Raw genomic sequence first — 19,326 nt, forward strand, 5'->3', positions numbered from 1 at the left:
TTTGGAGCGCCATAACGACACTTAGCGCTACTTAGTTGGGGAGAGGCGTGGGAGTCAGCCCGGCAGGATGATGTTCAGCGCGTGGGGTTTCCGCGCCGAACCGGCCAGGAGTTCAGCCTCCCACTTCTCGCGGGCGGCTTTCAGGAGGTCCGACGGCGTTGCGGGCGCCTTGCCCCGGCGAGCCAGCAGGTGCCGGGCCAGCTCGCCCCGGGTGTGCTTGGCAAAGTGGCTGACTACCTTCCGGACTCCGTTGACCTCGGTGAAGACATTGACGGTGACGGTCTGTGCGGCCGGGGGAGCCCAGGCCGCCGTATAAGTGCTTGACCGGCAGTCCACCAGCAGATGCCCGGAAGCGGCTTCGGCAAGCACATCCGAGAGCTGCGGTTTCCAGAACGAGGCGAGGCGGCCGACGTCGGGCAGGGCAGTGCCCATGGACAGCCGGTAGGCCGGAACACTGTCGGCGAAACGGATGGCGCCCCACAGCGCCGAAACCACCAGCACCGACTCGTCCGCCTTGCGCCGTTGCGCCGGGGTCAGCGTCTTATAGCCGAGCGCGTCATAGAGCACGCCGGAATAGATCTGGTGCGCCGGAGCGGCAGGTTCCGCATGCAGCCGGGTGTTCCGCTCGACGTCGTCCTTCAGTGACGCTCCCACGCCCAGCAACGCGAGGGCGTCCTCATGGGCGCTCACCGTACCGAGCGCGTCCAGCACTTTAGCCCGGTGGGTGTTCAACTGCGGGAAGCTGAGGGAAGGCCAGTCGACGGCGGATCCTCGGACCGCGGGTGTCTTGCCTTCGGAGGGGGGAAGCAGAATCAGCACCGTCCGATCCTACCGGGGCAGGGAAACCTGCCGGCCGCCGGTAGACTGGACCTGGATGGGTTGACCAGGCGGCCGCGCGTCACGCAAGTGGCTCGAGGAACGTCCGGGCTCCATAGAGCAGGGTGGTGGGTAACGCCCACTCGGGGTAACCCGCAGGCCAGTGCCACAGAAAACAGACCGCCTGGGTCGCGCCGGTTTGAAAGCGGCACGAAGCAGGTAAGGGTGAAACGGTGGTGTAAGAGACCACCAGCTTCCCGGGTGACCGGGAAGGCTAGGTAAACCCCACCCGGAGCAAGGCCAGACAGGGCACGTTCGAGGGCTGCTCGCCCGAGTGTCCGGGTAGGCCGCTGGAGGGCGCCGGCAACGGCGTTCGTAGATGGATGGCCGCTACTCCCGCACCGGCAACGGGGCGGGAGCACAGAACCCGGCGTATCGGTCAACCCATCCACCCAGTCCGGTTTGACCTTGGAAGCGGTGTTGGGGATGCTGAACCGTGCCCGCGAATACTGATGGACAATCCTCCCCCGGAACCACGTGGCGGCGCGTCCCCTCAGCGGGGCGGCAGGTGGCCGCCCTGGCCGGATTCCTGGCACTCTCTTATGCCGTCTGTATCCTGGCGTCGATCCCGATCATCCTGCACTCCAACGGCTGGTTCGCCAGCTCAACACAGGCACCATGGATGCCGGCCGGGTGGATGTTCCGTACAGTGTGGATCGGGCTCTATGCCTGCATAGGCTTGTCGGGATGGCTGGTGTGGCGCAGGGGAGCGCTGTGGGGCCGCGTTCTCGGGTACTACGGGCTGCAGCTGGTGCTGAACCTGGCGTGGCCGTTGATGTTCTTTGCCATGTTCCCCATGATGGGTTCCGCTGCACTGTGGCTGGCTTTCGCCATCATCTGCGCCCTGACGTGTGTCCTGGTCCTGTTGATTCTGGAAGCGGGCCCGGCCCATACCTGGGCAGGGCTGCTGGTTCTGCCCTACTTTTCGTGGGTGGTGTTCTCCGCCAGCCTCAATCTCTATTCGGCCCTGCACAACTAAGCGGCACACCGGTCCTGTGTGAGTGATTTCACGCGGCTCGGGCCGTCCCGGGGCAGTCTGCCAAATTAGAATGGATACCGGACGCAGGAGTTCTTCCGCCGAAAGTTGCGTTTGCAGCCGGCGGTTTTCTTTTGCATACGATCCAGGTGCCTGGGGAACAATCCCCGCAGGTGCCGGTGCCCCTGGACACCATCAGGTGGCCGACATCCGTGTACGAGGACGTACGCGGCTGAACCGAGGAAGGTATTTCTGTGAGCCAGACGTCAGATTCTTGTCTTGATACGTGGATGGGCCGCGAGGCCCTCGCCGAGGCCATGATTCCGGTGATCGGCCGGCTGTACCGCGAAAACAACGTGGTCACCAGCATCCACGGCCGGAGCCTGATCAACAAGTCCACCATGAACATCCTCAAGGCGCACCGCTTCGCGCGCAGGATGAGCAAGGACGAACTGCTGCTGGAGGAAACCGCTCCGCTGCTGAACACCCTGGCCGGGCTGGAGCTCGGTGCCGCCGCGATCGATATCGCAAGGCTGAACCAGAAGTTCAAGGAGGAGGGCGGCGACGCCACCCTGGAGGAGTTCCTCCGCGAAGAGCTGGCTGAGATCGTGGGCAAGAGGGGCGGCGACGACCGCACCAGCACCGACGTGGTGCTTTACGGCTTTGGCCGCATCGGCCGGCTCCTGGCGCGCCTCCTGATCGAAAAGGCAGGCGGCGGCCACGGCCTGCGCCTGCGCGCCATCGTGGTCCGCAGGGGCTCCGACAACGACTTGTCCAAGCGCGCCAGCCTGCTGCGCCGCGACTCGGTCCACGGCTCCTTCGAAGGCACCATCCGCGTGGACGAGGCAGCCAACACCATCACCGCCAACGGCGTCCGGGTGCAGGTCATCTACTCGGACAACCCCGCCACCATCGACTACACCGCCTACGGCATCAACAACGCGCTTGTGGTGGACAACACCGGCCGCTGGCGTGACGCTGAGGGCCTGTCCCAGCACCTGCAGAGCAAGGGCGTGGCGCGGGTGCTGCTGACCGCCCCGGGCAAGGGCGAGCTGAAGAACATCGTTCACGGCATCAACCACCGCACCATCGAGGACACGGACCAGATTGTGTCCGCGGCTTCATGCACCACGAACGCCATCACCCCGGTCCTGAAGGCCATCAACGACAAGTTCGGCGTGATTCACGGCCATGTCGAGACGGTCCACTCATTCACCAATGACCAGAACCTGATCGACAACTTCCACAAGGGTGACCGGCGCGGACGCTCGGCCGCACTGAACATGGTGATCACCGAGACCGGCGCAGCCAAGGCCGTGGCCAAGGCCCTGCCCGAACTGCTGGGCAAGCTCACGGGCAGCTCCATCCGCGTCCCCACCCCGGACGTTTCCCTGGCCATCCTGAACCTGAGCCTGGAAAACGGGACCACCAAGGACGAGGTCAACGAATACCTGCGGGAGATGTCGCTCCACTCGGACCTGCGCAAGCAGATCGACTACATCGACTCGCCTGAGGTTGTTTCCACGGACTTCGTCGGTTCCCGCCGTGCAGGCATCGTGGATGGCCTTGCCACCATCTCGAACGAAAAGAACCTCGTGCTCTACGTCTGGTACGACAACGAGTTCGGTTACAGCTGCCAGGTGGTCCGCGTGATGGAAGAGATGGCCGGAGTCAACCCGCCGTCCTTCCCCGCCAAGGAGACGGCGTCCGCCCTGGCCGCAATCGCCGTCTGACCCGCTAACCCGGACATCAGGGATTTCCCGGCTGATTCGCTGGAATCAGCCGGGAAACGGGACCACACTGGTGCCATGGATAAAGATTCGACGCTTGAGCACGAGACCACCCTGGAACACGCCTTGGACGTGGCCAAGGCCAATCACAAAGAAGCCGTCCGGCTGCTCGAAGGCGCCCGCGCCGGGCATGCGACCGGCGACGTCAGCGCTGACCGGGTACGGCAGCTTGAGGGACTCCTGGCCATTGCCGAGGAGGACCTCCGGCGCGTGATGCGGGAGCAATAGCCGCCCGGGATGACCTCTCACCCGCCCTCCACAGTGTGGATATCTGCAAGGAGGGCGGGCGGGTGCCCTAGGCTCTTCTGGTGCATAACAGTACTGGACGGGCCGAGGCCCCATGACCGTGAGCTGGTCCGCCTACCGGCGTGCCCGCCGTCGTTCCCGGCAGGCTTGGGCAGTGCTCGCACTGGCTGCGGTCTCAGCACTCGCAGCCCTGTTCTGGTTCTTTACCGCCGGCCAGTTTGCCGCAGCGGAGCCGGCCGCGTCCGGGCCCACCGCGGCGCCGGTGTTTGATCCGGCCTGGATGAATCCCGTAGTACCCGTGCATGCCGTGCCCGAAGGCACCGCCCTTTCCGCGTTGGACGGCCTTGCCGTCAAAGGACGCGCGGCCAAGGACACGTACAACCGCGAAGCGTTCGGACAGGCCTGGCAGGACGTTGACCGGAACGGCTGCGATACACGCAACGACATCCTGCGGCGGGACCTTGCCGGCGTGCTGTTCGTTGAAGGCTCGAAGTGCCGGGTCGCGGCCGGCTCTTTCCACGAACCCTATACCGGCCAGTTCGTGGACTTCCGGCGGGGCTCCGACAGCAGCCGTGCAGTCCAGGTTGACCATGTGGTCGCCTTGGGGGACGCCTGGCAGAAGGGCGCCCAAGGACTGACGGCGGCGCAGCGGCAGAGCCTGGCGAACGATCCGCTGAACCTCATCGCCGCGGACGGACCGGCGAACCAGCAGAAGAGCGCCGGTGACGCCGCCACCTGGCTGCCGAAAAACACTTCGATCCGCTGCCACTACGTGGCGCGCCAGATTTCCGTGAAGGCAGCCTATGGCTTATGGGTCACGGAAGCCGAAAAGGAAGCGATGAAACGCGTCCTGGGGTCATGTCCGGACCAGCGGACCGTATCAGCCCGCTAAATCCCGGGCCGCTTTCCTGACCGTGTGCTGGGGCGGCAAAGGCAGCCAGACGCCGTCCCGCCGTCGGGCCTAATGCCCGAAGGGGTCCGGGTCAACGCCCGGCATCCACGTCAGCCCGGGAACCCCCCAGCCGCTCTTTTTGGCCTGCTTCAGCGCTTTGCGCGCATAGCGGTCCATGAGCCGGTTGACGTACAGTTTTCCGTCCAGGTGATCGTACTCATGCTGGATGACCCGGGCGAACCAGCCTGTGGCCTCGAACTTCACCGGCTCGCCGAAGCCGTCAAAACCCTCCACCCGCGCCCACTCGGCACGCTTGAGCGGATACGCACCGCCGGGGAAGGACAGGCAGCCCTCTTCCTCCTCGTCAGGATCGGGGACGGCGCCGGAGATCTTCGACAGCGTGAGCACGGGGTTCACCAGCACCCCGGTGGGGGGAGCGCCGTCGTCGTTGGCGTATTTGTAGACGAAGATCCGCTTGCCGACCCCCACCTGCGGGGCAGCGAGGCCCACGCCGTTGGCGGCGTCATTTGTTTCGAACATGTCCGCGATCAGGGCCCGCAGTTCGTCGTCGAAGACTTCAACTTCGGCCGCCCTGCGGTGCAGGACGGGCTCTCCCCAGATGGTGATTGGCAGAACAGTCATCTCGCGGTCCTCCGGCGGTATCCAGTGCAGAAGCAGTTGATGCAAAGCAAAGGAGGCCGCACCGGATATCCGGTACGGCCTCCTTACTGTGAGGGTGAGCTACGGGGGTTGAACCCGCGACCTCCTGGACCACAACCAGGCGCTCTGCCAACTGAGCTAAGCCCACCATGTGCCCTGCAGATCTACCGGCTGACCGGCTCCCTGGGAAGGCAACTCAAATAGCTTACCTGCTCTTCAGGGGTGCTTCGTCCACTTTTGCCGATTTCACCGAAATTTCCCGCAAACGTGGCGCAGATTACGCTTCCTGCGGCTGCCCGTCCGGGGAACCGGTAATGCGCTTGGCGATCCGCTGGGCCGTGGCACTGTCCGGCCCGGGCGCCGGAACGAACACCGCGTCCCGGTAGTAGCGCAGTTCGTCGATGGAATCCTTGATGTCCCCCAGGGCGCGGTGGCCGCCCTTTTTCGCCGGCGACTGGAAGTAGGCCCTGGCGAACCAGCGGCGGGAGAGTTCCTTGATGGTGCTGACGTCGATCACGCGGTAGTGCAGGTGCTCCACCACGGCCGGCATGTCGCGGGACAGGAAGACGCGGTCCGTTCCCACGGAGTTTCCGCCCAGTGGAGCCTTGCGGGGATCCGGCACCCACTTTGAGATGTATTCCATTACTGCCGCCTCGGCCGCGGCCATGGTGGTTCCGTAGGGGAGTTCCTGGAGCAGGCCGGATTTGGTGTGCATGTCCCGGACGAAATCATTCATCTGGGCTAGGGCGGCGTCGTCCGGTTTAATTACGACGTCCACGCCGTCGCCGAGGATGTTCAGTTCCGAGTCGGTGACCAGTGCGGCAACCTCGATCAGGGCATCGTTTTTGATGTCCAGGCCGGTCATTTCGCAGTCGATCCAGACGATTCGTTCGTTAGATATAGGCACCGGACCAGCCTACCGTTACACCTCCGGACTGCCTGCCGGTGTTAGGATTTCGGGTACGCGGCGGGACCACTTGCTGTCGTTGTCACCCGCCTGTGCCGGCCACGCAGCCCGCCGGGCAGAATCGCGCAAACGCAAGAGATTGGACCATCCTGAGATGACGGCGCCTGTGCCTGCAGCGGGGGAACTGGCGGCCGCGGACTCTGCTGCAGCAGACGGGGCCGACGTCGATAATCCCCGCTCTCCGCTCCTGGCCGGATTTGTGGGCTCGATGTTTATGCTGATCGGGTCCCTGGGCGTGGGCTGGCTGGCCCCCGTTTCTGAACTCCGCAGGGTGCCGCTGTTCATCTGGATGCGGGCCGAAGCGGCCGGCGTTGCGCTCTCCATCATCCTGCTCGCAGTGGGCGGGATGCTCCTGGTCCGCGCCTGGCTGCGGCTTGGCCAGCGGATCCGGGTCTGGGGAGACCAGGCCCGGCAGGCGACGTTGATGGCTGTGGTGGCCTGGGGGCTGCCCATGATGTTCAGCGTCCCGCTGTTCAGCCGGGACGTTTACGCCTATATCGGGCAGGGCCGCCTGATGGTGGAGGGTTTCAACCCGTACGAGAACGGCATTTCCGCGCTGTCCAACTACTTCCAGCTGGGTGCGGACAAAATGTGGACCGAGGCTCCGGTTCCGTATGGCCAGCTGTTCCTGTGGATCGAACAGTTTGTGGTGTGGTCCACCAATGTCCAGCCGGAGGCCAGCGTGATGATGTTCCGGCTGGTGTCCCTGGCCGGGGTTGTGCTGTGCGTGGTTTACGTGCCCAAGCTCGCAGCGCTGCATGGAGTTAACCCGAACCGGGCACTGTGGCTGACGGCTGCCAATCCACTGTTCTTGACCAACTTCATCGCCAGCGTCCACAACGATGCCCTCATGATCGGGCTGGCGCTTGCCGGCCTTTACTACTCCGCCACCCGCCGCGTGGTCCGTGGCATCGTCCTGGTGACCCTGTCCATTGCCGTCAAACCGATCACCATTGTGTTCCTGCCCTTCATTGGCCTGCTCTGGGCGGGGAAAAACGCCGGCTGGCTGCGGAAGTTCGCCTTCTGGGGCCTGACGGCCGGGTTGAGCCTGGGAATCCTGGTGCTGATGAGTCTGGTCAACGGGTTCGGGTTCGGCTGGATCAACGGGCTGTCCGCCCCGGGCAGCATCTTCATCTGGTACGCGCCGGTAGGGCTGATCGGCATGGTGGTGGCCTCGCTGGCCAACGCTTTCGGACTGGACGGGCGCGTCCTTGCCGATTGGGTGTTCGACGCCGGGAAGCTGCTGGCGGTGGGTATCCTCGCCTGGCAGATATTCCGGGGTGAGCATGACCGGCTTATCCGCCGCCTCACCCTTGGGTTTGCGGCGATCGTTGTGCTGGCCCCCATGATCCAGTCCTGGTATGTGGTGTGGCTTATTCCGCTGTTCGCCGTGACCGGCATCCGGAACGACTGGCAGGTCAAGGCCCTGTACTTCGTGGTCTCGTTCTTTATGATCTATGCCATTTCGGACCAGCTGGAGGTGTTCCCGTACCTCCAGACGGCGGACCTCGGGCTGGCTCTTGCCCTGGCACGTGTTGCCGCTGCGGTCACGGGGCTGCTGTTTGGCCTCTACCTGATTTTCTGGGACCCCCGCACGCGCAGCCTGTTCCGGAAGACCGGTGAACCGGTCCTCGAGCGTCCGGTCATTTAGGCAGGTTCTTCAGCGCTTCCCGGCGGGACAACGGGCTGATGCTTCCCTGGTGTGTGGCCACAAACTCCGCCACCCAGTCAGGTGCTGTTTTCGCATACTCCCGGAGCGCCCAGCCAATAGCCTTCCGGATGAAGAACTCAGGGTCAGCCAGGTTCACTTCGATGACGCGGCGGAGTAGTTCGCGGTCTGTGTTGGCCTTGGCCTTGAGCTGTGCGGTGAGGGAAGCGCGCCTGATCCAGAAGTCAGGATCCGTGCTCCAGCCCAGGATCACGGCAGTCATCTCCTGCCGGTTGGCCTGCAGCAGTGTACAAATGCGGCCGGCAACACCGTCGGCAAAATCCCACCACGCGCCATCGCGGATGATTTCCTCGTAGACCGGAAGCATCTGCAGATCCGTGGCCACCAGCCTGCCGGCGGTCAAATCGATCGCGGCATACCGTTCCTCGCGGAAGCCGGCGGTGCGCCAAAGCTCCAGGACGGTATCACGGACCTGCTCCGCCGAGTCGAAGGGATAGCGGACAACTGCCCCGGCAGCCAGCCGGCGCACCTCTGGCACCCGGACACCGAGCGAAGGGATGGCGGATTTCATGTACGCCTGCGCTCCGGCTGCCCTCTCCGGGTCGGCCATGTCCCGGAGCTGGCTGCGGATAGCCTCAAGGAGTTCCCGGTTCACCATCCTGCAACTCTAGCCATCGTTTATGACGACGGCGGCCTGCCCTCCGCCGCTCCAGCGGCAACTTTGGCGATACGATGTTTAGCGCTAACACGGCCGAATAATCGATGGAGGACTCCCATGCCGGGCACCGAGTACAGCATCGCCGCCGGCGACTACACTGCGGTGATCACCGCGCGGGGAGGAGCCCTCCGGGAACTCCGCCACAAGGGGAGGGACCTGGTGGTGGCCTTTGGCGCTGACGGAACGATTCCCGACTACCGAGGTGTCATTTGCGCGCCGTGGCCCAACCGCCTTGCGGACGGCACCTACACCTACGCTGGCCGGACATTCGAGGCAGCTATCAATGAACCTGAACGGGGTTCTGCCCTGCACGGTCTGGCAACAGGCCGCCTCTGGATCGTGCGGCAAACTTCCCCGGACGAGGTGGTGCTGGATTGCCGGGTGGCCGCGGGCGAGGCATATCCCGGGGAGCTGGACCTTTCCATTGCCTACAGGTTGACTGAGGACGGGCTGGTCAGCACTGTGCGGGCGGCAAACGTCGGCGCCGTACCGGCGCCGTACGGTGTCTGTCCGCACCCCTACCTGGTGGCGGGCCCGTCGGGACTCGACGAATGGTCGCTGGAGCTGCCCGCTGCCGATTTCCTTGAAGTGACCGAGGACCGGTTGCTTCCCGTCGGGATGCGCAGCGTCGACGGGCACGAGTTCGACTTCAGGGCCGCCCGCCGCCTGGGGCCGGTCAAGATCGACCATGCTTTTACCGGCATCAACCGCGGGGCTGACGGGCGCGCACGCGTCCGCGTGCAGGATCCTGCAGGAACCGGCGTCGAGCTGGAATGGGGCGCCGAGTGGCCCTGGGTCCAGATCCACACGGCTGACAAGCCGGTAGGACCGGACCGCCTGGGCCTGGCAGTTGAGCCGATGACCTGCCCGCCGGACGCTTTCAACTCAGGAACCGACGTGGTCCATCTGCAGCCCGGCCAGGCGCACAGTGCTGAATGGACCATCCGCGCCCTTGGCTAGCTAGGAAACCGTCCAGCCTGCGCGGTCCAGCCAGCCGGCACAGAGGGCCGGCCACTGGTCTGCGCCGGCTTGCCCGTCCGCCAGGCCCAGCCCGTGGCGGCCCTCGGGGAAGACGTGGAGTTCCGCGGGCACGCCGGCGTTGAGCAGGGCCGCGGTGTAGTCCAGGCTGTGGCTGACGGGCACTGCGGCATCATCGGCCGTATGCCACACGAACGCGGGCGGCGTTGCAGCTGTCACCTGCTGCTCGGCGGACAGTTCGGCAAGGAGATCCGCCGACGGCGACCCGCCAAGAAGGTTGTCCACGGAACCCTGGTGCACCGCCCGGGTATAAGACACCACCGGATAGCAGAGCACCGTCAGATCCGGGACTGCCGACGGAACGTCCAGGTCAGCGCTGCCGGTGGCCACAGCCGTGGAAAGCGTCGCCGCAAGGTGTCCACCCGCGGAAAACCCGAGGACGCCCACGCGCCGGGGATCCACCGCCAGGCCGTGCGCACCGCCCCGGATCTGGAGCATTGCCTGCTTTGCATCCTCCAGCGGTGCGGGATGCCGGTCCGGAGCAACCCGGTAGCGCAGGACGAAACCGTGAATGCCCAGTCCGGCCAGCCATTCGGCCACGGGCTCGGCCTCATGGTCTGCCTGGCGGCCATAGCCGCCGCCGGGAAGCACCAGGACGGCGGGACGCTCTCCCGAGCCCGCGCGGGACGGCACCGCCGTCAATTGCAACGCCACGGTCAGGCTGTCGTTTCCGTGCTGCGCCGGAGCGTCACTTCACCGGTAATGGGCTGCTGCCGCCCGCCGTCGGGCCCTGCCTCAGTTGAACCGGAACCGTTTTCGCCGGGCTCGCGGGCACTGGCTCCGCCGGGAGCCGTGGCACGGGTAGCCAGGCGCCCGATTTCTTCCAGCGGCAGGCGCACCGTGGAGAGGGCGGGGCGGAAGTCCCGGAGTGTTTCGATGTCGTCGAAGCCTGCGATGGTGGCGTCCCGCGGAATCCGCAGCCCCTGTTCGCGGAGGGCTGCGGCTGCACCGATGGCCATCACGTCATTGACGGCGAAAATGCACAGCTTCCCGCGCCCGGCTTCCTCCCCGGAGTCTGCCTGGCGGGACTCTGCCTGCCGGGCCTTGATCATGTCAGCGAGCTTGAGGCCGGCCTCGTAGCCGCCGGCGCGGTTGAAGGCCGTGCGAAGGACTTCGGCGGGTTTGCGTCCGGCGGCTGCCAGGCCCTCCTGGAACCCGCGGATCCGGTCGTCGGACGTGAAGAGCCCATCCGGACCGCCGATGATCACAAAATCACCATCCTGGCCGGAAGCGAGTTTTCCCGCCAATGCCGCTGCGAGTTCCTGGTTGGGCACGGCCACAACGTGGTAGCCCTCCGGTGCTGTCGCCCCCACCACCGGGTGGCCCACCACCGCTACCCGGCCGCCATTGCGGCAGTACCGGTCCAGTTCAGCCGCCAGTTCAGCGTTGCCTTCCTGGTTTTCCGGCTGCGAAGAGCGGGAGCCGGCGATCACGATCGAATCAGCGCGGCGTGCGGCGAAAGCTGCAACGGCTTCCCTTTCCTCCGCCGGGGCGCCGCCTGTGGTGGCCAGCAGCACCATCTTGCGCTGCTCGCGGGCCGCCTCCTGCACACCCCTGGCGATGGCGGCGAAGTAGGGGTCGGCGATGTCGTGGACGATCAGGCCGATCAGTCCCGAACTGGACTTCGCGAGGCCCTGGGCCTGGGCGTTGGGGATGTAGCCGAGCGAGTCCGCGGCCTGGCGGACGCGGTCCGCGATGTCCTGTCCCGGCTTGCGGGCGGAACCATTGAGGACCCGGCTGGCAGTGGCCGGTGATACCCCTGCCAGCCGCGCCACCTCGGTAAGGGTACTTGCAGCCACAGCGTCTCCTGATCGGCTTTGTAGGGTCATCCAGCGTAACCACATTATGGCAGTTTTAAGCTGTTGCTGGAAAGCGCTTGCCAATAAGTCGTTCCGGGTGCATCATTGAAGCAGTGGGAATGCGCTTTCCCGATACAGCTTGAGTAGAACTGCTCACTCACCGTGGAGGACTTATGGGCTTCGAGACAAAAACAATCCGCATCGCCATGAACGGCATCACCGGCCGGATGGGTTACCGCCAGCACCTGCTGCGTTCCATCCTCCCCATCCGGGACGCCGGCGGCTTCACCCTGGAGGACGGCACCCGCATCCAGGTTGAGCCCATCCTGGTGGGCCGCAACGAAGCCAAGATCCGCGAACTGGCCGAAAAGCACAAGGTTTCGGAGTGGAGCACCGACCTGGATGCGGTGATCAACGACCCCACGGTCGACGTCGTTTTCGATGCCTCCATGACCAGCCTCCGCGCCGCCACCCTGAAGAAGGCAATGCAGGCCGGCAAGCACATCTTCACCGAGAAGCCCACCGCCGAGACCCTTGAGGAAGCAATTGAGCTGGCCCGGATCGGCAAGGAAGCCGGCGTCACCGCCGGCGTTGTTCACGACAAGCTCTACCTGCCCGGCCTGGTCAAGCTCCGCCGCCTGGTGGACGAAGGCTTCTTCGGCCGCATCCTCTCCATCCGCGGTGAGTTCGGCTACTGGGTCTTCGAAGGCGACATCCAGGCAGCCCAGCGTCCGTCCTGGAACTACCGCAAGGAAGACGGCGGCGGAATGACCACGGACATGTTCTGCCACTGGAACTACGTGCTCGAAGGCATCATCGGCAAGGTCAAGAGCGTCAACGCCAAGACTGCAACGCACATCCCCGCCCGCTGGGACGAGTCAGGCAAGGAATACAAGGCCACGGCAGACGACGCCTCCTACGGCATCTTCGAACTCGAGACTCCGGGTGGAGACGACGTCGTTGGCCAGATCAACTCGTCCTGGGCCGTGCGCGTATACCGCGACGAACTCGTGGAATTCCAGGTGGACGGCACGCACGGTTCCGCCGTCGCCGGACTGAACAAGTGCGTCGCCCAGCAGCGCGCCCACACCCCCAAGCCCGTCTGGAACCCGGACCTGCCCGTCACGGAGTCCTTCCGCGACCAGTGGCAGGAAGTTCCGGCCAACGCTGAGCTGGACAACGGCTTCAAGTTGCAGTGGGAAGAGTTCCTCCGCGACGTCGTGGCCGGCCGCGAACACCGCTTCGGCCTCCTCTCCGCAGCCCGCGGCGTCCAGCTTGCCGAGCTCGGCCTGCAGTCCAACGACGAACGCCGCACCATCGACATCCCGGAGATCACCCTCTAATGACCTCACTCATCCTTCCCTCCCACGACGGCGGCACCCGGGAATACCGGCTCCAGGGCGGCACGTCCTGGGCCCGCCCCACCGCCCCTCTGACGGCGCGCCGCGCGTATGCAGCAGCCCACGTGATCCCCGAGGTCCTGGCAGACAACACCCCGGGCGCGCCTGCCCGGCTCGACTGGGACGCCACCATGGGCTACCGCCACGAGCTGTGGTCCTACGGCCTGGGTGTCGCTGATGCCATGGACACCGCCCAGCGCGGCATGGGCCTGGACTGGGCAGCCACCCAGCAGCTCATCAAGCGCACCGGCGTGGAGGCAGCCTCGGTGGTTTCGTCCGGCAATGCAGCAACGGCCGGAAAATCGGTCCGCGACCTCGTATCCTGCGGCGCCGGCACGGACCAGCTGGACATCGACTCCCTGCCCGTGGGAGAGGCCGGCCTCAAAGCGGTCCTCGAGGGATACCGTGAGCAGATCGCCGTCATCACCGAAGCCGGACCCAAGGTCATCATCATGGCCTCGCGCGCCCTGGCCAAGGTGGCCCGTGGACCCGAAGACTACCTGTCGGTCTACTCCACCCTTCTGCAGGAAGTGGACCAGCCGGTGATCCTCCACTGGCTGGGCACCATGTTCGATCCCGCCCTCGCCGGCTACTGGGGTTCGGACCACGTCGCAACCGCCACCGAAACGTTCCTGGGCCTCATCAAGGACAACGCGGCCAAGGTGGACGGCGTCAAGGTCTCGTTGCTGGATGCCAGCCACGAGGTTGCCCTGCGCGCGGCCCTTCCCGAAGGCGTCCGCCTCTACACCGGGGACGACTTCAACTACCCCGAACTGATCGACGGCGACGGCAGCCACCACTCCGATGCCCTGCTGGGCATCTTCGCGGCAATCTACCCCGCCGCTTCGGTGGCACTGCAGAACTACGACGCCGGCAACCCGGCCAAGGCGCGCGAAATCCTGGACTCCACCCGGGAACTGGGCAAGCACATCTTCAGCGCCCCCACGTTCTACTACAAGACCGGGATCGCCTTTATGTCCTGGCTCAACGGCAAGCAGCCCGGGTTCCAGATGGTGGGCGGCCTGCACTCGGGCCGCTCGGTCTGCCACCTGGCCAAGACCTTCGAACTGGCGGACCAGGCCGGCCTGCTGCGGGACCCGGCTCTGGCCGCCTTCCGGATGTCCGATTACCTGCGGATCAACGGGGTGGGCGTGTGAGCGACTTCTCGCGCCTCTCCATCAACAGCGCCACCACGAAGAAATGGACCCTCGCCCAGGTGGTTGACGGCTGCGTCAACGCCGGCATCCCCTCGATCGGTCCCTGGCGGGACCGGGTGGAGGAAGCCGGCCTGGACAAGGCCGCCCGCCTGATCAAGGACGCCGGACTCCGCGTTTCATCCCTGTGCCGCGGCGGGTTCCTCACTGCACCCGACGCTGAAGGGCAGGCCGCCGCGCTCGCTGACAACCGCGCCGCCATCCTGGAGGCCGTTGCCCTGGACACCAAGGAATTGTTCCTGGTGGTGGGCGGCCTGGCGCCGGGGGAGAAGGACGTGGTGGCGGCACGCCAGCGCGTTGCGGACCGCCTCGCGGACCTCGTTCCCTTCGCCGAGGAACACGGCGTCCGCCTGGTCCTGGAGCCGCTGCACCCGATGTACGCGGCGGACCGTGCCCTGATCTCCACCCTGGGGCAGGCCCTGGACCTTGCAGCTCCGTTCGACTCATCCACAGTAGGCGTCGCCGTCGATACCTTCCATGTCTGGTGGGATCCCGAACTCAAGGCGCAGATCGAGCGCGCCGGGCGGGAAAACCGCATCGCCAGCTACCAGGTGTGCGACTTCAACATGCCCATTGCGGCCGATCCGCTGCTGTCCCGCGGCTACATGGGCGACGGCGTGGTGGACTTTGCCACTATCGGCACCTGGGTGCGTGAAGCCGGGTACACCGGGGACATCGAAGTAGAAATCTTCAATCAGGACATCTGGGACACGGACGGCAACACTGTCCTGGCCACAGTCAAGGAGCGCTACGCCGAGCTTGTGCTCCCGTACGCCTGACCTGATGAAGACCTCGGGCTCCTGCCACGCTTCCCAACATGGCAGGCAGGAGCCTGAGCCCCACCAAAAAGGACCGGACCGCGCTCGCGGTCCGGTCCTTTTGCGTGGCAACGGTCAGGCGTACATCGAAGCGCACCGCCGGTACCTGGCCAGCACCCCGCCGTCGTCCTGCCCGGCAGGAAGGTCGACGGCGTCCAGGGCCCACTGCGGAAATTGTCCGGTGAGTGCCGCGGCAGCCTGCCGGGCTGCGCCGTCGGCCACGTATTCGCCCGGCCGTGGCACGGTGACCTTGACTCCCAGCAGCTGCGCCGCCGCAGACTGGACCGCAGTGGACTGCGCCCCGCCACCCACCAGGACGATGCGCCGGGCCTGGACTCCCTGCTCCTGCAGGGCGGCCAGGCCGTCTGCGAGCGAGCAGACTACGCCTTCGACGGCGGCACGCGCCAGGTTCGCCGGCGTGTAGTTGGCGCGGGTGATGCCATGCAGGGAACCGGTGGCATCCGGCAGGTTGGGCGTGCGTTCGCCGTCCAAATAGGGCACGAGCGTGAGGCCCCCGGCCCCTGGCTCAGCACTCAGCGCCAGCTCGTTGAACTCCTCGATACTGACGTCCAGCAGGGCCGCCGTGGCATCGAAAACGCGCGTGGCATTGAGGGTGCACACCAGTGGCAGGTAGTGCCCGGAAGCGTCGGCAAACCCTGCCACCAGCCCGGACTGATCGGCGGCGGGGGTGTCCGAGACGGCAAAGACAGTTCCCGAGGTGCCCAGGGACATCACCACATCCCCGACGCCGGCACCCACTCCCAGCGCTGCTGCCGCATTGTCGCCGGCGCCGGCGGCCAGGAGGGCGCCATCGGGGGTCTTGCCGGCGACGTCCAGGGGACCCAGCACCTCAGGCAGCAGCGGCACATGGCCCAGCGATGCCTCCAGCACCTCGGGCAGGTACCGGCCGGCCGCCGTCGAAAAATAGCCGGTGCCCGAAGCGTCCGAGCGGTCCGTCGCCAGGGCGTCAAGGTTTTCCGGGCCGCTGCCGGGGCCATGGCCCATCAGCCGCCACGTCAGCCAGTCGTGCGGGAGGCAGACGGCCGCGACCTTCGCGGCGTTCTCCGGCTCATGTGCGGCCAGCCAGTGCAGCTTGGTCAGCGTCAGCGAGGCCACCGGGACGGTGCCCGTGGCACCGGCCCAGTAGCGGGCGCCGGCAGCACTATCGCCGTCGCCCGCGGTCCTGATCAGCTCCTGGGCGGCGCCGGCACTGCGGGTGTCATTCCACAGTAGTGCCGGACGGATCACCCGGCCATCGCTGTCGAGGCACACCATGCCATGCTGCTGCCCGCCCACCGAGACAGCTGCAACGTCGGCCAGGCCGCCGGCCTGTTGCAGTGCTTCCTGCAGTGCGTCCCACCAATGGTCGGGATGGATCTCCGAACCGTCCGGATGGCTGGCCCTGCCCTGGCGGACCAGTGCTCCGGTGTCCGCATCGCGGATCACCACTTTGCAGGACTGGGTAGAGCTGTCGATCCCTGCTACCAGCGCCATGGTCAGCGGGCGTTGAGGAGGTGTTCGATGGCGAGCTGGTTGAGGCGGACGAACGCGAAGGAGCGTTCGGCAGCCTTGTCGGCGTCGAAGTCCTCGAACGCTGCGGCATCGTTTAGCAGGTCGGCGGTGGTTTCGCCGGCGGCCAGCGTGGGTTCGGCGAGTTCGCCGACGCCGGAGGCGGCGAGGGCGGCCTGGACTTCGGGGTCGGCGCGGAAGGCCAGGGCGCGTTCCTTCAGGAGCAGGTAGGTGGCCATGTTGGCTTTGGCGGATTCCCAGACGCCGTCGTAGCCGTCGGTGCGGGAGGGCTTGTAGTCGAAGTGGCGGGGGCCTTCGTAGCGGGGGCCGCCGTTGGGGAAGCCGTTTTCGAGCAGGTCCACGGTGAAGAACGCGCTGGTGAGGTCTCCGTGGCCGAAGACCAGGTCCTGGTCGTACTTGATGCCGCGCTGGCCGTTGAGGTCGATGTGGAAGAGCTTGCCGGCCCAGAGGGCCTGGGCGATGCCGTGGGTGAAGTTCAGCCCGGCCATCTGCTCGTGTCCGGTTTCGGGGTTCAGGCCCACGATGTCGCCGTGTTCGAGCTGGGCGATGAAGGCCAGGCCGTGGCCCACGGTGGGCAGGAAGATGTCGCCGCGGGGCTCGTTCGGCTTTGGCTCGAGTGCGATGCGCAGGTTGTAGCCCTTGTCCTTGATGTACGCGGCGGCGGTGTCCACGCCTTCCTTCATCCGGTCCAGGGCCGCGGCGAGGTCCTTGGAGCCGTCGTATTCGCTGCCCTCACGCCCGCCCCACATCACAAAGGTTTCGGCGCCGAACTCGGCGGCGGAATCGATGTTGCGCAGCACCTTGGACAGGGCAAAGCGGCGGATGGAGCGGTCGTTGGAGGTGAAGCCGCCGTCCTTGAAGACGGGGTGGCTGAAGAGGTTGGTGGTCACCATGGGCACCTTCAGGCCCGTCTCGGCCAGTGCTGCCTTGAAGTTCTTCAGGATCAGCTCCCGCTCGGAAGCTGTCGCGTCAAAGGGGACCAGGTCATTGTCATGGAAGGTGATGCCGTAGGCGCCGAGCTCGGCCAGCCGGTGTACCGCTTCCACGGGATCAAGGGCGGCGCGGGTTGCGACACCGAACGGGTCCGCACCGGTCCAGCCCACGGTCCAGAGACCAAAGGTGAACTTGTCAGCGGGGGTGGGGGAGAGAGTCATGATGCGTCCTTGCAGTCAGTGTGCCCCTTGCGGGCGAGTTAGTTTATCGCTTGAACTATATAATCGTGATTACGTTAGGGTCAATAGCCAAGGGCATGTTGGGACGGCCCGGCTTATCTAAGGAGGCCGCCATGGCGAACACGGCACCAGCACCTGCCCTGCCCGATGCCGGATCGCCAGGAAACATGGGCGACGTCCGCAGGAGCAACCTCGCCCTGGTGATGGGCAGGATCGCGCAGGCTCCATCCGGCTCCCACCTGACGCGGGCGCAGATTGCCGCGTCCACGGGGCTTACCAAGGCTTCGGTATCGAGCATCGTCCTGGATCTTCTCGAGACCGGCATCCTGCGGGAAATAGGGCTTAATCCCCAGGGGGAGCGCGGCCGGCCCGGAGTAGGCCTGGAGTTGAATCCGGCGCGCGGGGTGATGGGTATGGAAATTAATGTCGACTACATTGCCGCCGGCGTCACGGACTTGTCCGGAGCGGTGGTGGTGCAGGAGATCCGCGAGCGGGATAACCGTGGGAGTGAAAGCGCGCCAGTTCTGGCGGCCCTGGCCGCCCTTGCGGTGGAGGTGCGGACGGCTGCCCTCGGCAAGGGTGTGGAAGTCCTGGGTGGAGGACTTGCCGTTCCCGGGCTTGTGGATGCCGGCAGCGCCACTGTCCTTGCGGCCCCCAACCTCGGCTGGCTGGACGTAGAACTCGATCTTGACCGGCTGCTGCCCGGCCTGCCGTTGGGTATAACCCTCTTTAATGAGGCCAATGCTGCTGCCCTTGCGGAACTGGCGCGCGGACCCGCGGGCCGGCACGACTTCCTGTACGTGTCCGGCGAGGTGGGGGTCGGTGGCGGACTGGTCATCAGGTCGGAGCTTTTTACGGGTCCGGAAGGGCACGCCGGGGAAGTGGGCCATGTTGTGGTGGACCCCGCGGGCAGCCGCTGCTCCTGTGGAGGCACGGGCTGCCTGGAGACTGTTGCCGGGCAGGACGCGATCTTCGCGGCTGCTGGTATCGCCGGCAAAGGGAAGTCCAGGTTGGAGAGCATGTCCGCGCTGGTGGCCGCGCTCGCGGAGGATCAGCCGGGCGCACTGCGGGCCGTTGAGCGTGCCGGGACGTCACTGGGGGTGGCGGTGGCATCCACAGCCCGTGTGCTGAACATCGGGGCCGTGGTGCTCGGCGGGCACTTCGCTGTCCTGGAACGGTGGCTGCGCCCTTCCCTGGCCGAAAGCCTGGCACGGTACGCGCCCGGCAAGGTTTTTCCGGAGCACATCACCATCGCAGCCGTGGAAGAGGGCGGCGCACTGCTGGGTGCCGCCGGCAGCGTGGTCCGGTCCCTGGTGGAAGCGCCGCACCGGCTGCAGCACTGACCCCCGCTACCCGCGGTCGCGCCATCACCTGCGGGTGCTGTCCCCGCCGTTTGAAGATGTTGGCTTGTGTCCCCGGCCTCTAGACTTGGCGCCATGTCTGCTGATGATGAGAAGGATCCGCCTGTTCCCGCCGACGTTGAGGGCAAGATCCCGAGAAAGGTCCACGACGACCCGGGCGACGACGATGGGGACGAACCTGCCACTCAACAGGATTGAGT

General features: G+C 65.9%; 19 protein-coding genes, 1 tRNA gene and 1 other RNA gene. 12 read left to right on the forward strand and 9 right to left on the reverse strand.

What is annotated here, in order from left to right:
* Positions 1-54 precede the first annotated feature (54 nt).
* The gene (locus tag BMX78_RS18745; protein WP_091422753.1) at positions 55-819 is read right to left on the reverse strand and encodes a YaaA family protein; all 765 of its coding nucleotides are present in this window, start codon (positions 817-819) and stop codon (positions 55-57) included.
* A 56-nt stretch (positions 820-875) separates the two neighbouring features.
* Between BMX78_RS18745 and rnpB the strand changes: the two genes are divergently transcribed.
* The 5 genes from rnpB to BMX78_RS18770 all read left to right on the forward strand — a co-directional run bounded on the left by rnpB (position 876) and on the right by BMX78_RS18770 (position 4,780).
* Positions 876-1,267, forward strand: an RNA gene (rnpB, locus tag BMX78_RS18750) — RNase P RNA component class A.
* Positions 1,268-1,312: 45 nt separating this feature from the next.
* Positions 1,313-1,855: a TspO/MBR family protein gene (locus tag BMX78_RS18755; protein WP_091422756.1), complete on the forward strand. Its 543-nt coding sequence runs from the start codon at positions 1,313-1,315 to the stop codon at positions 1,853-1,855.
* Between the two features lie 251 nt (positions 1,856-2,106).
* Positions 2,107-3,585 (forward strand): glyceraldehyde-3-phosphate dehydrogenase, encoded by a 1,479-nt coding sequence (locus BMX78_RS18760; RefSeq protein WP_091422758.1) that lies wholly within the window; start codon positions 2,107-2,109, stop codon positions 3,583-3,585.
* Positions 3,586-3,660: 75 nt separating this feature from the next.
* Positions 3,661-3,870: a hypothetical protein gene (locus BMX78_RS18765; RefSeq protein WP_091422760.1), complete on the forward strand. Its 210-nt coding sequence runs from the start codon at positions 3,661-3,663 to the stop codon at positions 3,868-3,870.
* Positions 3,871-3,982: 112 nt separating this feature from the next.
* Positions 3,983-4,780: an HNH endonuclease family protein gene (locus BMX78_RS18770; RefSeq protein ID WP_091422761.1), complete on the forward strand. Its 798-nt coding sequence runs from the start codon at positions 3,983-3,985 to the stop codon at positions 4,778-4,780.
* A 69-nt stretch (positions 4,781-4,849) separates the two neighbouring features.
* On the opposite strand, the gene def is transcribed toward BMX78_RS18770, so the two are convergent.
* From def to orn, 3 genes are all read right to left on the reverse strand, one after another.
* Complete coding sequence (def, locus tag BMX78_RS18775; protein ID WP_091422764.1) at positions 4,850-5,422, reverse strand: peptide deformylase; 573 nt, start codon at positions 5,420-5,422, stop codon at positions 4,850-4,852.
* A 93-nt stretch (positions 5,423-5,515) separates the two neighbouring features.
* Positions 5,516-5,588 (reverse strand) — tRNA-His (locus BMX78_RS18780).
* A gap of 129 nt (positions 5,589-5,717) precedes the next feature.
* A complete protein-coding gene (gene orn, locus BMX78_RS18785; protein ID WP_091422767.1) occupies positions 5,718-6,347 on the reverse strand; it encodes an oligoribonuclease in 630 nt (209 codons plus the stop codon).
* Between the two features lie 154 nt (positions 6,348-6,501).
* Between orn and mptB the strand changes: the two genes are divergently transcribed.
* Positions 6,502-8,058, forward strand: a complete 1,557-nt coding sequence (gene mptB / locus BMX78_RS18790) for a polyprenol phosphomannose-dependent alpha 1,6 mannosyltransferase MptB (protein ID WP_170850878.1) — start codon at positions 6,502-6,504, stop codon at positions 8,056-8,058.
* On the opposite strand, the gene BMX78_RS18795 is transcribed toward mptB, so the two are convergent.
* A complete protein-coding gene (locus BMX78_RS18795; protein WP_091422770.1) occupies positions 8,051-8,734 on the reverse strand; it encodes a DNA alkylation repair protein in 684 nt (227 codons plus the stop codon). The two genes, mptB and BMX78_RS18795, sit on opposite strands and share 8 nt — an antisense overlap.
* 117 nt (positions 8,735-8,851) lie before the next feature.
* On the opposite strand from BMX78_RS18795, the gene BMX78_RS18800 reads away from it, so the two are divergent.
* Positions 8,852-9,754: an aldose 1-epimerase family protein gene (locus BMX78_RS18800; protein ID WP_091422772.1), complete on the forward strand. Its 903-nt coding sequence runs from the start codon at positions 8,852-8,854 to the stop codon at positions 9,752-9,754.
* On the opposite strand, the gene BMX78_RS18805 is transcribed toward BMX78_RS18800, so the two are convergent.
* Both BMX78_RS18805 and BMX78_RS18810 read right to left on the reverse strand, forming a co-directional pair.
* Entirely contained in the window at positions 9,755-10,492 is a 738-nt protein-coding gene (locus tag BMX78_RS18805) for an alpha/beta hydrolase (RefSeq protein ID WP_091422775.1), read from the reverse strand.
* Complete coding sequence (locus BMX78_RS18810; protein ID WP_091422777.1) at positions 10,489-11,631, reverse strand: LacI family DNA-binding transcriptional regulator; 1,143 nt, start codon at positions 11,629-11,631, stop codon at positions 10,489-10,491. The genes BMX78_RS18805 and BMX78_RS18810 overlap by 4 nt, the downstream gene beginning before the upstream one ends.
* Before the next feature lie 173 nt (positions 11,632-11,804).
* On the opposite strand from BMX78_RS18810, the gene BMX78_RS18815 reads away from it, so the two are divergent.
* The 3 genes from BMX78_RS18815 to BMX78_RS18825 are packed head-to-tail and all read left to right on the forward strand — an operon-like array spanning position 11,805 to position 15,024.
* Positions 11,805-12,974, forward strand: coding sequence for a Gfo/Idh/MocA family protein (locus tag BMX78_RS18815; protein WP_091422778.1), 1,170 nt, complete (start codon positions 11,805-11,807; stop codon positions 12,972-12,974).
* Positions 12,974-14,188, forward strand: a complete 1,215-nt coding sequence (locus BMX78_RS18820; protein ID WP_091422781.1) for a dihydrodipicolinate synthase family protein — start codon at positions 12,974-12,976, stop codon at positions 14,186-14,188. Before BMX78_RS18815 ends, BMX78_RS18820 begins: the two co-directional genes overlap by 1 nt.
* Complete coding sequence (locus BMX78_RS18825) at positions 14,185-15,024, forward strand: sugar phosphate isomerase/epimerase family protein (protein ID WP_091422784.1); 840 nt, start codon at positions 14,185-14,187, stop codon at positions 15,022-15,024. The genes BMX78_RS18820 and BMX78_RS18825 overlap by 4 nt, the downstream gene beginning before the upstream one ends.
* 114 nt (positions 15,025-15,138) lie before the next feature.
* Here the strand turns inward: BMX78_RS18825 and xylB are convergent, their stop codons facing one another.
* Entirely contained in the window at positions 15,139-16,557 is a 1,419-nt protein-coding gene (gene xylB, locus BMX78_RS18830; protein ID WP_091422787.1) for a xylulokinase, read from the reverse strand.
* A 2-nt stretch (positions 16,558-16,559) separates the two neighbouring features.
* On the reverse strand, positions 16,560-17,747 hold the full coding sequence (gene xylA / locus BMX78_RS18835; protein ID WP_091422790.1) for a xylose isomerase: 1,188 nt from the start codon (positions 17,745-17,747) through the stop codon (positions 16,560-16,562).
* 131 nt (positions 17,748-17,878) lie between these two features.
* Here xylA and BMX78_RS18840 point away from each other — a divergent pair, with 131 nt between their 5' ends.
* Complete coding sequence (locus BMX78_RS18840; protein ID WP_091422792.1) at positions 17,879-19,108, forward strand: ROK family protein; 1,230 nt, start codon at positions 17,879-17,881, stop codon at positions 19,106-19,108.
* Between the two features lie 93 nt (positions 19,109-19,201).
* Positions 19,202-19,324 (forward strand): hypothetical protein, encoded by a 123-nt coding sequence (locus BMX78_RS23480; RefSeq protein WP_286139155.1) that lies wholly within the window; start codon positions 19,202-19,204, stop codon positions 19,322-19,324.
* Positions 19,325-19,326: the final 2 nt, after the last annotated feature.

Source organism: Arthrobacter sp. OV608 (assembly GCA_900110595.1).
In the GTDB taxonomy this organism is placed as follows: Bacteria; Actinomycetota; Actinomycetes; order Actinomycetales; family Micrococcaceae; genus Arthrobacter.

Excerpts from the sequence above, each read along its gene's own strand:
- BMX78_RS18800 (WP_091422772.1), top strand. The coding sequence starts at position 8,852 with ATGCCGGGCACCGAGTACAGCATCGCCGCCGGCGACTACACTGCGGTG.
- BMX78_RS18815 (WP_091422778.1), top strand. The coding sequence starts at position 11,805 with ATGGGCTTCGAGACAAAAACAATCCGCATCGCCATGAACGGCATCACC.
- BMX78_RS23480 (WP_286139155.1), top strand. The coding sequence starts at position 19,202 with ATGTCTGCTGATGATGAGAAGGATCCGCCTGTTCCCGCCGACGTTGAG.
- BMX78_RS18795 (WP_091422770.1), bottom strand. The coding sequence starts at position 8,734 with ATGGTGAACCGGGAACTCCTTGAGGCTATCCGCAGCCAGCTCCGGGAC.
- BMX78_RS18770 (WP_091422761.1), top strand. The coding sequence starts at position 3,983 with ATGACCGTGAGCTGGTCCGCCTACCGGCGTGCCCGCCGTCGTTCCCGG.
- xylB (WP_091422787.1), bottom strand. The coding sequence starts at position 16,557 with ATGGCGCTGGTAGCAGGGATCGACAGCTCTACCCAGTCCTGCAAAGTG.
- BMX78_RS18840 (WP_091422792.1), top strand. The coding sequence starts at position 17,879 with ATGGCGAACACGGCACCAGCACCTGCCCTGCCCGATGCCGGATCGCCA.
- BMX78_RS18820 (WP_091422781.1), top strand. The coding sequence starts at position 12,974 with ATGACCTCACTCATCCTTCCCTCCCACGACGGCGGCACCCGGGAATAC.
- def (WP_091422764.1), bottom strand. The coding sequence starts at position 5,422 with ATGACTGTTCTGCCAATCACCATCTGGGGAGAGCCCGTCCTGCACCGC.
- xylA (WP_091422790.1), bottom strand. The coding sequence starts at position 17,747 with ATGACTCTCTCCCCCACCCCCGCTGACAAGTTCACCTTTGGTCTCTGG.
- BMX78_RS18765 (WP_091422760.1), top strand. The coding sequence starts at position 3,661 with ATGGATAAAGATTCGACGCTTGAGCACGAGACCACCCTGGAACACGCC.
- mptB (WP_170850878.1), top strand. The coding sequence starts at position 6,502 with ATGACGGCGCCTGTGCCTGCAGCGGGGGAACTGGCGGCCGCGGACTCT.